The organism is Aestuariirhabdus sp. LZHN29 (assembly GCF_049985285.1).
GTDB lineage: Bacteria > Pseudomonadota > Gammaproteobacteria > Pseudomonadales > Aestuariirhabdaceae > Aestuariirhabdus.
Genome location: NZ_JBNIEU010000002.1, coordinates 875,471 through 889,129 on the forward strand (window position 1 = coordinate 875,471; position 13,659 = coordinate 889,129).

The 13,659-nt window shown below is 56.6% G+C and carries 15 protein-coding genes; 10 read left to right on the forward strand and 5 right to left on the reverse strand.

Annotation, left to right across the window (positions count from 1 at the left end; translation table 11 throughout):
- Positions 1-2 precede the first annotated feature (2 nt).
- Positions 3-413: a cereblon family protein gene (locus ACP3PW_RS10840; protein WP_426416710.1), complete on the reverse strand. Its 411-nt coding sequence runs from the start codon at positions 411-413 to the stop codon at positions 3-5.
- A 116-nt stretch (positions 414-529) separates the two neighbouring features.
- Here ACP3PW_RS10840 and ACP3PW_RS10845 point away from each other — a divergent pair, with 116 nt between their 5' ends.
- Genes ACP3PW_RS10845 through ACP3PW_RS10855 form a run of 3 tightly spaced genes read left to right on the forward strand, consistent with a single transcriptional unit; the run spans position 530 to position 3,482 of the window.
- Positions 530-946: a hypothetical protein gene (locus tag ACP3PW_RS10845; protein ID WP_426416711.1), complete on the forward strand. Its 417-nt coding sequence runs from the start codon at positions 530-532 to the stop codon at positions 944-946.
- A gap of 14 nt (positions 947-960) precedes the next feature.
- Positions 961-1,554, forward strand: coding sequence for a LemA family protein (locus ACP3PW_RS10850; protein ID WP_426416712.1), 594 nt, complete (start codon positions 961-963; stop codon positions 1,552-1,554).
- Positions 1,555-1,580: 26 nt separating this feature from the next.
- Positions 1,581-3,482: a M48 family metallopeptidase gene (locus ACP3PW_RS10855; RefSeq protein WP_426416713.1), complete on the forward strand. Its 1,902-nt coding sequence runs from the start codon at positions 1,581-1,583 to the stop codon at positions 3,480-3,482.
- Here ACP3PW_RS10855 and ACP3PW_RS10860 read toward each other — a convergent pair.
- A complete protein-coding gene (locus ACP3PW_RS10860; RefSeq protein WP_426416714.1) occupies positions 3,447-4,331 on the reverse strand; it encodes an alpha/beta fold hydrolase in 885 nt (294 codons plus the stop codon). The two genes, ACP3PW_RS10855 and ACP3PW_RS10860, sit on opposite strands and share 36 nt — an antisense overlap.
- A 173-nt stretch (positions 4,332-4,504) precedes the next feature.
- Between ACP3PW_RS10860 and ACP3PW_RS10865 the strand changes: the two genes are divergently transcribed.
- The 6 genes from ACP3PW_RS10865 to ACP3PW_RS10890 all read left to right on the forward strand — a co-directional run bounded on the left by ACP3PW_RS10865 (position 4,505) and on the right by ACP3PW_RS10890 (position 9,784).
- Positions 4,505-5,359 (forward strand): sulfurtransferase, encoded by an 855-nt coding sequence (locus ACP3PW_RS10865; RefSeq protein ID WP_426416715.1) that lies wholly within the window; start codon positions 4,505-4,507, stop codon positions 5,357-5,359.
- A gap of 227 nt (positions 5,360-5,586) precedes the next feature.
- Positions 5,587-6,210, forward strand: coding sequence for a hypothetical protein (locus tag ACP3PW_RS10870; RefSeq protein WP_426416716.1), 624 nt, complete (start codon positions 5,587-5,589; stop codon positions 6,208-6,210).
- Positions 6,207-6,476, forward strand: coding sequence for an HPr-rel-A system PqqD family peptide chaperone (locus ACP3PW_RS10875; RefSeq protein WP_426416717.1), 270 nt, complete (start codon positions 6,207-6,209; stop codon positions 6,474-6,476). Before ACP3PW_RS10870 ends, ACP3PW_RS10875 begins: the two co-directional genes overlap by 4 nt.
- Positions 6,467-7,405, forward strand: a complete 939-nt coding sequence (locus ACP3PW_RS10880) for an HprK-related kinase A (protein ID WP_426416718.1) — start codon at positions 6,467-6,469, stop codon at positions 7,403-7,405. The genes ACP3PW_RS10875 and ACP3PW_RS10880 overlap by 10 nt, the downstream gene beginning before the upstream one ends.
- Complete coding sequence (locus ACP3PW_RS10885) at positions 7,398-8,468, forward strand: nucleotidyltransferase domain-containing protein (RefSeq protein ID WP_426416719.1); 1,071 nt, start codon at positions 7,398-7,400, stop codon at positions 8,466-8,468. The genes ACP3PW_RS10880 and ACP3PW_RS10885 overlap by 8 nt, the downstream gene beginning before the upstream one ends.
- 62 nt (positions 8,469-8,530) lie before the next feature.
- Positions 8,531-9,784 carry a GGDEF domain-containing response regulator gene (locus ACP3PW_RS10890; RefSeq protein ID WP_426416720.1) on the forward strand — a complete coding sequence of 418 codons (1,254 nt, stop codon included), beginning with the start codon at positions 8,531-8,533 and terminating at the stop codon, positions 9,782-9,784.
- Here the strand turns inward: ACP3PW_RS10890 and ACP3PW_RS10895 are convergent.
- Positions 9,762-10,637: a DMT family transporter gene (locus ACP3PW_RS10895; RefSeq protein WP_426416721.1), complete on the reverse strand. Its 876-nt coding sequence runs from the start codon at positions 10,635-10,637 to the stop codon at positions 9,762-9,764. The two genes, ACP3PW_RS10890 and ACP3PW_RS10895, sit on opposite strands and share 23 nt — an antisense overlap.
- A 122-nt stretch (positions 10,638-10,759) precedes the next feature.
- Between ACP3PW_RS10895 and ACP3PW_RS10900 the strand changes: the two genes are divergently transcribed.
- Complete coding sequence (locus ACP3PW_RS10900) at positions 10,760-11,584, forward strand: substrate-binding periplasmic protein (protein ID WP_426416722.1); 825 nt, start codon at positions 10,760-10,762, stop codon at positions 11,582-11,584.
- A 51-nt stretch (positions 11,585-11,635) separates the two neighbouring features.
- Here ACP3PW_RS10900 and ACP3PW_RS10905 read toward each other — a convergent pair whose 3' ends face one another.
- Together ACP3PW_RS10905 and ilvG are read right to left on the reverse strand one after the other, a co-directional pair.
- On the reverse strand, positions 11,636-11,881 hold the full coding sequence (locus ACP3PW_RS10905) for an ACT domain-containing protein (RefSeq protein WP_426416723.1): 246 nt from the start codon (positions 11,879-11,881) through the stop codon (positions 11,636-11,638).
- Positions 11,868-13,523: an acetolactate synthase 2 catalytic subunit gene (gene ilvG, locus ACP3PW_RS10910; protein WP_426416724.1), complete on the reverse strand. Its 1,656-nt coding sequence runs from the start codon at positions 13,521-13,523 to the stop codon at positions 11,868-11,870. The genes ACP3PW_RS10905 and ilvG overlap by 14 nt, the downstream gene beginning before the upstream one ends.
- Positions 13,524-13,659 lie beyond the last annotated feature (136 nt).

Genomic DNA, 13,659 nt, shown 5'->3' on the forward strand with positions numbered 1-13,659 from the left:
AGCTAGCCCGCCAGTTCGACGAGTAGCTTGTTTTTGATCAATCCGAAAAATGCGGGCTCACATCCGCTGAAGTACCACCCTAACTGGGTATGGCAGCCAGTGCAGTGGGCACATTGCCACAAGTGGCTTGAAAACCAGCTGGCTTCCCGGGTTGGCGCTCCCTCTATACGGCACCCTTCGGCCTGGCGCAAGCAAATGAAGCGAAATTCGACACCTGCGGGATTGATACGGTAGTGCTCGTGCGCGCCCTTGACCGCCAGCAGTTGCTGTTGGTCGCTAAGAACCTGCCGACAGTGGATGCAGAGATACAGGCGCTGCGGTTCCGGTTGCAGCAATCGGTGAGTTTTGGGCAGCAGTTTGCCTAACAGTTGCTGCTCGCCCTCCTCCTGGAAGAGATAGGCGGTGGCCAGCATGGAGCACCTCGAATCTGTTGATGCTATCCCATATTAGCAGTATTTCTTGGGTCGGGACTGGCGTCGATACCTGCTTTCACTTTTAATGGTAGATCAATAAACCAATGGGGATGATGATGGGGCGAGAGACACGTGTGGCGATTGCGGTGGTCGCCGGGGTTATCATCCTGATCGTACTGGCGATGAGCTGGTTTTCGGGGCGCGAAACGATTGTTGTGGACACTCCGGCGGAGCGGGTTGAACCCCTCGACCCGATATCCGCACCGGTTCCGGCCGATAAGTCCGGGGGGGCGGCACCGGTAGTTCCCGCACAGCTTGCAGCAGACGCTGACCCCGCGCTAACGGCAGCGGATGGGGTATCCCAGCAGAACGCGGGTTCATCCTCGGCGCCTGCTACCGGAGAGTCCCCGGAGACGATTCGAATTATTGTCCGTGAGCCGCTAACCGTTGATGGTGTTGACGTCGAGAAGGCGCTAAAGGACAAGGTAATTATTAACGAAGACCAGGTAGTTGATACCCCGGCTACCCAATAACAGGAGTTTGGCAGATGGAACTAAGCACTATTGTTACCCTGGCCGTTGCAGGAGCCGTGGTGCTCTACGTGGTCAGTATTTTTAATGGCCTTGTGAGTCGTAAAAATCGTTATGAGAATGCGTTTGGGCAGATCTCAGTGCAGCTCAAGCGGCGCCATGATCTTATCCCCAATCTGGTTAACACCGCCAAGGGCTATCTCAAGCACGAAAGCGAGACGCTGGAAAGGGTGATTCAGGCGCGAAATACGGCCGCTTCATTGCTACAGGCGATGGGGGGCAAACTCGATGGTAACGCGGTCAAGCAGCTGGCGGGTGCCGAAAGCGCACTGCTGGGAGCACTCCAGGGCTTGAGTGTGACCGTAGAGCAGTACCCGGACCTGAAGGCCGACGAAACCATGCACCGCCTGATGGAGGAGCTGCAAAGCACCGAGAATCGAGTTGCCAAGTCGCGCCAGTTTTATAACGACTCAGTGACTGTCTACAACATCTATCGCGCCAGTTTTCCGCAGCTGATGTTTGCCGGGAGCTTTGGCCACCCGCAAGATGCGACCCTGTTGGAGTTCGATGACGCCGAACAGATTCAGCAGGCTCCCAACGTCTCATTCTGATACGTTTAAAGGGGAACGATCGCAACGTGGACTTTTTTCAGGCGCAGGAGGACGCCAGGCGCAAAAGCGTCTGGCTAGTGATGTTAATGGGGACATCGGTGCTGAGTCTGGTGCTGCTTGCGTTTGTGATGATGGGGACAGTGTTGTGGTACGCGCAACAGGGCGTTCACCTCGCCCACTCCCTGAGTTTCTATCTAACCCCTGAGCTATTTTTAGCCTGTTTGGTGACGATCGGAGGCATCGTTTTGACAGGCTCCCTGATTAAACTGGTTCGCCTTGGGAAGGGCTCCGGTACCCTGATGCGTGCAATGGGCGGGCGCCAGCTAACAGGGGGTCCCGATGACCTGCGTGAGTTAGTGTTACGGAATCTGGTGGAGGAGATATCCATCGCCAGCGGCGCACCGGTCCCCCAGCTCTATATTCTGGATGACGAACCCGCCATTAACGCCTTTGCGGCAGGTTTCTCCCTCGACGACGCAGCACTGGGTTTCACCCGGGGGTGTATCGAACGCCTCAGTCGGGATGAGCTGGAGGGGGTCGTGGCCCATGAGTTCAGCCACCTGGTGCACGGTGATAGCCGCCTGAATCTCAAACTCATGGGCGTGCTCCACGGTATTACCATGATCTCCAGCCTGGGGTACCAGATGCTGCGTAGCCAACGCTACCGTTCGAGCCGCAGCCGCAACGGTGCATCGCTATCCCTGGTGGGGGTAGGGTTGCTGGTTATTGGTTACAGTGGGGTGTTTTTTGCGGGCCTGATTCGCTCAGCGGTGTCACGCCAGCGGGAGTTTCTGGCCGATGCCAGCGCCGTGCAATATACCCGCAATACCGGGGGCTTGGCCGATGCCCTAAAGCGAATTGGCGGCTACCCCCTCTCATCCACCCTTAATACCCCCTTAGCTGCCGACGCGGCCCATATGATGTTTTCCAAAGCCGTAAGCAGTTGGGTGGGCGGGTTGTTCGCAACTCACCCACCGTTGCCCCAGCGTATCACTCGCCTGGAGCCGCAGTGGCGTGGAGATTTTCTGGAAGGGGTTGGAGAGGTGCAGGGAATTGATGCGGCGACATCCGGTCTGGAAGCCGTTGCAGGTGTGACCGGGTTGGTTGCGGATAAAGCCCAGCTTGTCTCGCGGCGGGTAGGGCGTGCCGGTCCAGCGCAACGGGCCAGCGCGAGACGGTTGCTGGATGAACTGCCCCAGCAGTTGCAGCAGTTGGCCCATCAGACGGATGGAGCGTTGGTTATCATTTGTGGGTTGCTGCTTGGGCGGGAGGGCGCGGTGCGTGAAAAACAGCTGCGTCTTCTGCGCAACGACTGGGGCTCGCAGCGTTTTGGAATCTTCTGCGATCATGTAAAGCTACTCGATGGTTTGCCTCGGCTACAGCGACTGCCGGTAGTGAACCTGGCACTGCCAGCTTTAAAACAACTGCCTGCCGATCAGAGGTCAACGGCGGCCCGAACGATTCAGCAGCTGATTGCTGCCGATGGCAAAATATCGTTGTTTGAATGGGCCTTGCAGGCCTTGGTGGTACAGCAGTTGCGCCCTGACTTGAAGGCGAATGCTCCGGTAAAGTTGGTTACGCAGCTACGACATCTGCGCCAGCTTTTCTCCTGGCTGGCACTTGCGGGGCGCTTGTCTTTGTCGCAAGCCTCGGAGCATTGTGCTGTGGCGTACGCGTCGCTGGAGGTAAAGGATGTCGGGGTTATTCCGGCTCAGCGCCTTAATCCCGCTGAGGTCACTCGTGCCCTGTTGGCTCTGGAGGCGCTCAGGCCGAGGGACAAAAAACGCCTGCTGGACGCGTGCCAGGGGTTGGTGATGGCGGATGAAAAAGTGCTTGTCGAGGAGTTGGAGCTGCTGCGTACGATCGCCGAAATTCTCGGGTGTCCGCTACCGCTACTCGCTTTGATTGACCCGGCGAGGGGGGAGTGAGACAGATCGTATCCAGTTGTCGATACGGGCCACCAAAACGGAGGGATCCCGGGCCCAGTTAAAGTGGTTGAGATGTGCAATACCCAGAGCGTCTCCGGAGAGGTGTTGATGGGTAATCTCTGCTGCTGCCAGCTTGTCGTAGAGTTTCACCACCGCTTGCCGGGGAGCCATCCAATCCTCTTCGAATGAGATCGCGAGCACCGGCAGTGTCACGGCTGTCAGTTTCTCCTCCAGTGAGGTTCCCCGTCGTTTGAGTTTGTAGTTACCGGTACGCGCGCAGTGCGCCCACTCCTTGATCAGTTGCCGGGCTTCTCGGCCCCCAAACCCAAGTTTCTTGCCGGGAAGGTAGCCCAGCAGCTGACTCAGGAAGCTGAGGAACTGGGTGGCTAAAAGAAGGCGCAATGGCCGCGCATAGCCTTTGTAATGGATACTGCAGGCTGCAATCAAGATCATGCCGGCAACCTGCTCAGAGTTTTCGGCCAGGAAGAGGGTGTTGAGTTGCCCACCAAGGCTGTGGCCCATCAGATAGATGGGGCTGTCGGGGCACTGTTGGCGCAGGCAGTTGATCAGCTCGGGCCACTCCTGCTCCAGCATCTCCTCATAGCCGAAATTGACTTTGCGCGAGGCGCGAACCGAACTTGCACCAATGCCGCGCAGGTCTGCGGTAGCGGCGTGAAGGCCCGCGGCGCACAAGGCTTCGGCGAGGGGCTGGTAGTAGTCGGCCGCCACCCCCATTGCGGGCATGCACAGCACGACGGGTGCCTGTGCCTCGCCATCGCTGCGATACAGCGTGAGGGTATTCTCACTTCCATCGGCCGTTATAATTGGAATCGCAGTGGCATTGCTCATGGCTTATTTCGCGCTGTGTGGGGTTTTTTTATGCTGTTTTACTATAACAGCGAAAGAGGGTAAGTCGAGCCCTCCTACTTGAGGCTAGCGAAAGGGAGTGTCATATTCCGATAGCTGGGTCACAACCATATTAGTTGTCGATAGGATCGACTTTAAAAGGGAGCGCTGGGACGATGTCGAATGGCGGGCAGGGGTTAATTGAAGTTACGAAGTTGCAGCAACAGATCGGGAACCCCGACTGGGTTATTTTTGATTGCCGGTTTTCGTTGGCCGATAAAGACTATGGCTCCCGGGCCTTTCAGCAGGGGCATATTCCCGGGGCCCACTACGCTGATCTCGAGCAGCACCTTTCTGCCCCGCTTGGTTCAGGCCAGAAAGGGCGCCACCCGCTGCCCGATGTGGATGCGCTGACGCAGTTTTTGCAAGGGTGCGGCCTCGGCAATGATTCCAGAGTAGTGGTTTACGATGATGGAAACGGTGCCATGGCGGCCAGGCTATGGTGGCTGCTGCGGTATCTGGGTATAGAGTCCGTATTCCTCCTGAACGGTGGCTATGGGGCTTGGCAAGCAGCGGGGGCAGAGGTTACCCAGGCGCAAACAGATGCGGCACAACCGGCTAGCCCCCTGATGGTTAAGGCCAATTTACAGATGGTGGTCACGGCCGAGGATATTCTGGAGCAGCTCGATAGTGGGCGCTTTACTTTGTTGGATGCTCGGGCAGGGGTTCGTTTTCGGGGCGAGCAGGAGCCCATCGACCCTGTTGCGGGGCATATCCCCGGCGCGCACTGTTACCCCTTCGAAGAGAACCTGGGGCGCGATGGCCGCTTCAAGTCAGCAGCCGAGCTTCGTCAGCGCTTTAGCTCGCTGCCAAGCGACTCCTCCGAGACGATATGCTACTGCGGCTCGGGGGTTACCGCCTGCCATAACCTGTTCGCGCTGGAACTCGCAGGGTTTCCGGTGGCCAGGCTGTACCCCGGTTCATGGAGTGAGTGGATTACGGATACCTCGCGGCCCCTTGCGACCGGTTGATCCCTGTACCACACTGTTGAGGTGGGAACTGTTGGCAGGTTTGTCGGAGTTTTTTACAGTGTTGATCCAGTCCCGGCATGATTGTTTTCTAACCTGCTGATCAGGTTGTAGATTTTTTTACTGGAGCATTTATTGCAGCGATATCTGCAGCCAGTGGCGTATCGCGTTTTGAGCGGCCAGTGGCGCGGTAGTTTGGTCGAAAGCGGCCATAACGGAAGAAAGTGATCATGGAATCGAGATCTAACAAAAATACGCAGCCTTCCAATACAGCCCCTGCGGGCGCTGCTGCTCCTCGCCGGGATTTTTTGCGTAAGTCGCTAATCGGGGCGACGCCGTTTATCCTAACGGCGGTCAGTCGCCCGGTATTGGGTAACCAGTGCACGGTGTCCGGTATGATGTCGGGCAATCTTTCTGCTCCGGGTGAACCCCAGGTGTGCGCCGGTTTGACCCCGGGCTTTTGGAAAAACCACCTGATGGACTGGCCGCAGCCCTACACACCGGGAGAGCTCCCGAGCGGCAGGTTACGCGTAAACAACGGAAGACAGGCACCGGCTCTGGAAGGGGGCACGTTGTTCAACGATGTGTTTAGTTATAGATCCGGCTATTTTGACGATGAGCCAGCGCCCTCCATGCTTGAGGTGATGCAAAAAGAGGGGCACGACGACCGCTATCGACTGGGTGCCCACGCCGTGGCCGCGCTGTTGAATTCGGTCTATTTTGCCGTCGAGAGGGGTGTCAGCTTTGGTTACACTGCTGATGATATCCTTAGTTACTGGAATCAGGGCGTAGGACCTGGAGGCAGCGACCTTAAAGAGTTTTACGAAATGCTGAATCAGCGGGGTTACGGTTGAGCCCCGTAGAGTTCAATTCGCTGGTGCTTGATCCCCGTATTCATCTCTGTTCCCTGGATGATCAGGTCGTCGCTTATAATCTTGGCAGTGGAAATACGCACCTGCTCGAGGGCGAGGCGGCAGATCTCATAACGCGGCTCGCAGAGGGGCCGATCTCTCTGGCTTCGCTGCAACAGCTAAACCTGTCTGGCTTGCAAATTCCCCTGTCCCGCTTGATTATGGAGTTGGAGTATTTGGGGATTGTCAGAGCCAGGGAATGCGAATAACAGACCTCCAGCAGCATCAGTTAGATTCAGCGCTACGAGACCAGGGGGTCTGGTTGCAGGCGCCCCCTTTCCTGTTCCACCTTCGCAGTACCGAACCCGCCCTTGCCGAGGGGGTTGCCCGGCTTTATGGGGATTACCCCGTCGCCCTGGAGGGGGATTGGGCCGATTTTCATATTAGCGTTCGAGCAGGCAACGGGTGGCGCAGATGGGTGCGACCCCAGGTGAATTTTTTTCTGGACCGTCTTCGTCCCTTTAAGCCACTGCCGGGAAACCAGGCTTTTCCTCTGCTGGAGTGGGGCCTGAACTGGTGTGTCGCCAACCATATGCACCGCTACCTGATATTACACTGCGCCGTGGTGGCCCGTGGGGATGAGGCATTGTTACTACCCGGCGCTTCCGGTAATGGCAAAAGCACCCTGTGCGCGGCGTTGGTGGCCCGAGGCTGGAGGCTGCTTTCTGATGAGCTGGCGCTGGTCGACCCCCGGACCCGGCGGGTGCAGCCTTTTGTGCGTCCCATCAGTTTAAAGAACCGCTCCATCGATGTGATCCGCGAATTTGCTCCGCAGATGGTGATGAGCGAGGTGGTCAACGACACCCAAAAGGGGAGTGTGGCCCATGTAAAAGCACCGCTTGATGCCGTGCTCAGGGGAGGTGAATCGGCGGCGGTCCGCTGGATACTGTTTCCCCGCTACGCCCGTGAAAGTGAAACGGTCATCACCCGGGTACGCCGGGGCACCGCGATGATGTACCTGCAACAGCAGGCGTTTAATTATCAGCTGCACGGGGTTGCCGGTTTCGATACCTTAACGGAGCTGGTCAGGCAGAGCACCTGCCACCAACTGACCTACTCGTCCCTTGAGGAGGTGGCGGCCCTGTTGGTTGAGGGCGTGCCCGCCGGGATTGATACTCTGGAGGCGACCCTTGGATAACCTGTTGCTGGATGTGCTGAGCCAGCGCCTGACCTTGGCTGAACTGACCACACAGCAGTGGGACCGTCTGCTCAGGAGCGCTCGCGAAGCAGAGGTTACGGGGCGGATACAGCGTCTGCGGACAGAGGAGAGTAGCGAAGAGGGATTGCCAGGGTTTGTCCGTCACCAGCTTGATAGCGCCGCGGTTCAGATGGCGGCCCAACACAGAGCAGTTTTGTATGAGGTGGAGCATCTCGAGAAAATTTTTAACGATGCCGGCATCCCGCACATTTACCTGAAAGGCGCTGCGTATCTATTGGCGGGCAGCGCCAACTCCCAGGGGCGCCTGTTTTCAGATATTGACCTGCTGGTGCCTGAGTCGGACCTGCACAAGGCGGAACAGGAGCTGCGCGATCAGGGTTGGGTCTCGACCCATGCAAACGCCTATGATCAGCAATATTATCGCCGCTTTATGCATGAGCTACCCCCGATGGTGCATGTAAAACGGGGTACCGTACTGGATCTGCACCACAATATCTTACCCCGTACGGCACGCCACCTACCGGATGCAGAGCAACTGTTTGCGACGGCCGTTACCCTTGCCGGGGGGGCCAAAGTGCCAGATGGGGTCGATCGATTGCTGCACTGTGCGTCCCATCTCTTTCACGAAGGCGAGGTCAAGCAGGGGGTTCGAGGATTGGTCGATATCGACCTGCTCTACCGGGAGCTGTCTCAGCAACAGCGGCAACAACTATTGGGCAGGGCAGAGCAGCTCCATCTGCAGCGATCCCTCTACTACGGGTTACGTTACAGCGAGCGTTACCTGTCGACCCCTATTGATGAAGCTATTCGTAGACAGCTCAGCCTGATTGCCCCCGGAGCGCCGGCCAGGATAGCGATGGATTGGTTTTACTACAGTGTGTTCAACATAGCCGCGGAGGAGCCGGTCTCTGCGCGTCACTTAGTCAGTGAGTTTATGGTTTATCTTCGAGGTCATTACTTGCGCATGCCACTGTATCGTTTATTACCTCACCTGCTGATCAAGGGAATAAAACCACTGCAAAAACAACAAGCCAGAGCCTGATCGCACTATACTGGAGTTGAGTTGCAATCAGGGAATGAATCGATGGCACAAAGGTGTAGTGAATGAAGCAGGTGTTGATTGTTGAAGATAGCCCGACCGTACTAAAGGTGATGGATTACCTTATGCGACAGCAGGTCGACTTTGAGCCGGTTTACGCGGCAACCCTGGCCGAAGTGGACATTATGATGGAGGAGGGGGCATCGCAATTTTTTGCCGCCATAGTAGACCTCAACCTTCCGGATGCGCCGAATGGCGAGGCGGTAGAGCGTATTCGCCAGCATCAGATACCCACCATTGTATTGACCGGAAGTTTTAACGAAGCCCAGCGGGAGCAGATGCTTGCCAGTGGTGTCGTTGACTACGTTGAAAAGGAGGGGCGGCTTTCCTATGAATACGCCGTTAGCCTGTTATCGAAGTTAGCTCGCAATCAACGCCTAACGTTGATGGTGGTCGATGATTCCAGTTCTGCCCGGTTGTTTGTTAAAGAGATTTTGCTAACGCATCTGTATGAAGTGATATTGGCGGAGTCGGGTGAGCAGGCGCTGGAGCTGCTAGGGCAAAACCCTGACCTGACCCTGATGATCGTCGATTATAATATGCCGGGCATGAATGGCTGCCAGCTGGTTAAAGAGATCCGCCAGCAAAAAAGCTACGATGATCTCCTTATCATTGGACTTTCGGCCGGCGAACGCTCGCTATCGGCACGCTTTATCAAGGCCGGAGCCAACGACTTCCTCAAAAAACCCTTTTACCACGAAGAGTTGCACTGTCGGGTCATGCACAATATCGAGCAGCGCGAACTGCTAGTGGCGGTGCGGAATATGGCAAACAGGGACTACCTTACGGGTCTCGATAACCGCCGTTATTTTTTCGAACAGGCACAGCCTATTTATGACACAGCGTGCAAGAAGGGTGGGGTGTTCGCCATCGCGATGATCGATATTGATCACTTCAAACAGGTTAACGATACCTACGGTCATGCCATCGGTGACGATGTGCTCAAATCAGTAGCAGGGGAGCTTAAACGGAGTTTTACTCGCTTTGTCGCCGCCCGTATGGGAGGAGAGGAGTTCTGCGTGCTGTTATCAGGTCTCGGGGAGGAGCAAGCGTACCGCCTGCTCGAACGTTTTAGGGAGCTGGTGTCACAGCTGCAGGTACCCACCGAGCAGGGCGAGTTGTCGGTGACGATCAGTGTCGGCTTGAGTGTCTCCCCCGGGAATTCGCTGGATGCCGTGATTCAGCAGGCCGACCAAAACCTCTATCGTGCCAAGGAGGCGGGGCGCAATCTGGTTGTTAGTGACGAGGCGGGGAGCTGAGTTGGCGGCTGGCTCGCAGGGACTCGTAGGTAGCTGCGCCTAACACCATAGCGCCACCCATCAGGGTGCGTAGTTCCGGGATTTCACCGAGTAACAATGTTGCCAATAGCACCGCGTAGAGCGGAACGGTACACATGATCAGGCTCGCAGTGGCAACGGGTAACAAGCGGAGACTGACCGAAAACAGGGTGTGCGGGGTTGCAGTAAATACTATGCCCAGTAGCACCAATAGAGCCCACTCCTGCATCCCCTGCGAGAAGTACGCCCCCCCTTCAAAGGGTAGCAATACCACCCCGACCACCAGGCACTGGTACATCATCGCAAGGGAGCTTTCGTAGTGGCTACAGTAGCGTTTATACGCGATATTGCGCAGGCTAAACAGCAACGCAGAGAATAGTCCCCAGCCTACGCCACTGGCTGTACTGCCTCCGCTCAGGCCGGGCAGCATGATCGCGATCCCGGCGATGACCCAGAATGCACAGATCAGGTCCCTTAGGGGAGGTTGGCGGCGATGAAACAGTGCCTCCAGCAATACCGTTATAACTGGGTGGGAAAAGAAAGCGATAATACCGATGGCAATTGTCGATACCTGCATCGCGTGGAAATAGGTCACCCAGTGAACCGAGAGTACCAGGCCCAATCCCAGAATGATGGCATAGTCGGTGGCTCGGGCCAGTCGCAAGGAGGAGCCTCGGGCAACAACAAAGAGGGCCAGGGCGAGGGCGGCGATCAGGCTGCGCCACAGGGTGATATCCAGTGCAGGCAGGTCCAATAGCTTGGAGAACAGCGCAGTTCCCCCAAGCAGCAGGCACCCTGTATGCAATGCGAAAAGGCCGGATCGTTGAGAGTGCATAATAGCCCTGGTGCAAAAGCGAGCGGTGCACGTTAGCAGCTCCTGCTGGGCCCTGGCAAGGATCTCGCGCCGCCTTGATCTGGCTGCTATGATTCCTCCTATCTGACTCGGATGACTAATGCATGGACTGGCTTGACCCAGTGAAACGGTATAAGGGAGGTAATACTCTGGTATTCCTGATACGGCAGAGGCTTTTTGGCGCACTGTTGGCGTTTGCGATGATGCCCGCGGTGCAGGCCGATACAATGCGTCTCGCAGCGGATATCTGGTACCCCTATAACGGGGAACCGAGCAGTGACTATCCGGGGTATATGGTGGAACTGGCTACTGAAATACTGCAGGATGCCGATCACGAGCTCGACTATCTGTTGATGCCCTGGTCGCGCAGTCTGCTGGAGGCGCGCAAGGGGAATATCGATTGCGTGGTGGGGGCTTTTCGCGGCGATGCCCCCGATTTTCTCTACCCCAAGGTGAGTATGGGGCGGGATGATGTGGCTTTCTTTGCGCTAGCCGAAAACAGGGGGTGGCAGTTTTCTTCGGTAGCGAGCCTTAACGGGGTGCGCGTGGCGGTGATCAGCGGCTACAGTTATGGCGATGAACTCAATGCCTACATCAAGCGCAATCGTCGCTCTCCCAATCTACAGATAACCACAGGTAATGCGCCACTGGAGCGCAATATCAGCCTCTTGCAGGCCAAGCGTGTCGAGCTGCTCGTCGCATCCCCCAACGTAATGAATGCAACGCTGAAACGATCAGGGCAGGAGGGAAAGGTAGTCGAGGTGGGGCGTATGCATACCCCCGATGACCTCTATATTGCCTGTTCCCCGAACCTGAAAAGCTCGGAGTATTATGTTCGTCTTCTTGGCGAAGGTGTCGAACGCTTGCGCGCAGATGGGCGCCTGCATAAGATTTTGGAGCGCTATGGTCTGGTTGACTGGCAACAATAGATAACTCCCTATTCACCCTTCTGCTGGGGCGCTGAATAGAGAGTATTGTGGCTAGCTCGCGTCCCGGCAGCGGCGATGTTCCAGTTCACGAATATCGAACTGTTTGGTCAGCTGCAGGATCAGTTGCTCGATATTACGCTCACCGGACACCGCCATCTCAATCGCATAGTTGTGCTGACTATCGAGTGCGGCCTTAAAATCATTGATGTTAAATCCCCGTACTCTGCTGGTATTGAGGATACGCTCAAGGCTGCCGGGGGTGTTGCGTGCCACCAGGCGAAGATTAAAACGATTCATAATTTTGCTCCATCATTTGCGTATTTGACACCCCTGGCGGTACCAGTGGCCAAACGTTTTCCTGTGGGTTGATGCTGACATGCAATAGGTAACTGCTGGGGCTGTTGAGCAGTTCGTCGAGCGCTTCGCTGACCTGATCGGCACGCTCGATATGGCGGGCCTCTATACCAAAGGCCCGGGCGATCGCTACAAAATCAGGGTTATCGCTGAGGTCGGTTTCGCTATAGCGTTCGGTAAAAAATAGCTCCTGCCATTGCCGCACCATGCCCAGTCGCTGGTTGTCGAGTATCAGCACCTTGACCGGTAGCTGGTACCGTTTCAGCGTGGCCAGTTCCTGAATGTTCATCATAAATGAGCCATCACCGCAGACATTGATCACACTGCACTCGGGGTTTGCCAGTTGCGCGCCAATGGCGGCGGGCAGCCCGTAGCCCATCGTTCCCAGGCCGCTGCTGCTGAGGTGACGGCTGGGGTGGCTGGCTGGATAGTGCTGGGCAATCCACATCTGGTGCTGGCCCACATCGCAACTGATTATCTGACTTTGATTGCTGCGGTCGGCCAGCTCCCTGATCAGTTTCGGTGCCCATATACCCGGTCCCGGATGATCATAGCGCCAGCGGTGCTTTTGCTTCAGGTCGCTGCACTGCTGACGCCACGGATCGATATCAGGCGTGCACAGCAAAGCGTGCAGGGAGTGTTTGAGATCTCCCCGTAGGGATAGATCGGGCTGGCGTAACTTGCCCATTTCTGCGAGGTCGATATCGAGATGAATAACCCTCGCGTTCGGGGCGAACTCGTCCAGTTTTCCGGTAACACGGTCGTCGAAACGGGCACCAACGGCGATCAGAAGGTCGCAGTCGTGAACCGCCAGATTGGCTGCACGGGTCCCGTGCATGCCGAGCATGCCGAGGTGGCAGCCGTCGTCGACATTGTGATTGCCTATTCCTTTGAGCGTTGTCACGCTGGGAATGTTACTTGTGAGCGCGAAATGACGCAGCTCATCCACCCCATTGGCTAGCACAACACCGCCCCCGCTGTAGAGAATGGGCTGCCGGCTTTGCAGAATCATTTCGCGAGCGCGTTGCAGGATCTCTTCATCGCATAGGGTCGGTATGGTCTCGGTCGGGGTAACCGGATCGGGCTCAAACTCGGCAAGCTGGATATCTTTAGGAATATCGATCAGGACCGGGCCGGGTCGCCCCGTAGTAGCGATCTCGATCCCCTGTTGCACAATGTGCGGTAGATCCTCAACCCTCTGTACCAGGAAGCTGTGTTTGACCACAGGCAGTGACATTCCAAGAATATCTACCTCCTGAAAAGCATCGGTTCCCATCACCGGTGAGGCGACCTGTCCGGTGATCGCCAGTAGCGGAATGGAGTCCAGGTGGGCGTTAGCAATTCCCGTGAGAAGATTGGTGGCACCGGGCCCCGATGTCGCGAGGCATACACCCAGGCGGCCACTGGAGCGGGCATAGCCATCAGCGGCGAGGGCGGCTCCCTGTTCGTGCCGACAAAGGACATGACGGATGCTGCTATCGTAGATCGCGTCATAGACCGGCATGATGGCGCCTCCCGGATAGCCAAAAATGGTGTCGGTACCAGCGTCTTGCAGCGCCTTGATTAAGTATTCTGCTCCCTTCATGCGATTACCTTTGCGTTGGGGTAAAAAAAAGCCCTCGTATCTTTCGATGCGAGGGCTTTGTGTGCGACTGTCGGTATTTTACCAGGCGCGCGATCCCCCTCGCAGGTGCATAATAATCACCACGAGTTTGATCACA

Bases quoted from the DNA above. Each gene is read 5' to 3' on its own strand.
- ACP3PW_RS10840 (WP_426416710.1), bottom strand. From the start codon at position 413: ATGCTGGCCACCGCCTATCTCTTCCAGGAGGAGGGCGAGCAGCAACTG.
- ACP3PW_RS10845 (WP_426416711.1), top strand. From the start codon at position 530: ATGGGGCGAGAGACACGTGTGGCGATTGCGGTGGTCGCCGGGGTTATC.
- ACP3PW_RS10850 (WP_426416712.1), top strand. From the start codon at position 961: ATGGAACTAAGCACTATTGTTACCCTGGCCGTTGCAGGAGCCGTGGTG.
- ACP3PW_RS10860 (WP_426416714.1), bottom strand. From the start codon at position 4,331: ATGAGCAATGCCACTGCGATTCCAATTATAACGGCCGATGGAAGTGAG.
- ACP3PW_RS10865 (WP_426416715.1), top strand. From the start codon at position 4,505: ATGTCGAATGGCGGGCAGGGGTTAATTGAAGTTACGAAGTTGCAGCAA.
- ACP3PW_RS10870 (WP_426416716.1), top strand. From the start codon at position 5,587: ATGGAATCGAGATCTAACAAAAATACGCAGCCTTCCAATACAGCCCCT.
- ACP3PW_RS10880 (WP_426416718.1), top strand. From the start codon at position 6,467: ATGCGAATAACAGACCTCCAGCAGCATCAGTTAGATTCAGCGCTACGA.
- ACP3PW_RS10890 (WP_426416720.1), top strand. From the start codon at position 8,531: ATGAAGCAGGTGTTGATTGTTGAAGATAGCCCGACCGTACTAAAGGTG.
- ACP3PW_RS10895 (WP_426416721.1), bottom strand. From the start codon at position 10,637: ATGCACTCTCAACGATCCGGCCTTTTCGCATTGCATACAGGGTGCCTG.
- ACP3PW_RS10900 (WP_426416722.1), top strand. From the start codon at position 10,760: ATGGACTGGCTTGACCCAGTGAAACGGTATAAGGGAGGTAATACTCTG.
- ACP3PW_RS10905 (WP_426416723.1), bottom strand. From the start codon at position 11,881: ATGAATCGTTTTAATCTTCGCCTGGTGGCACGCAACACCCCCGGCAGC.
- ilvG (WP_426416724.1), bottom strand. From the start codon at position 13,523: ATGAAGGGAGCAGAATACTTAATCAAGGCGCTGCAAGACGCTGGTACC.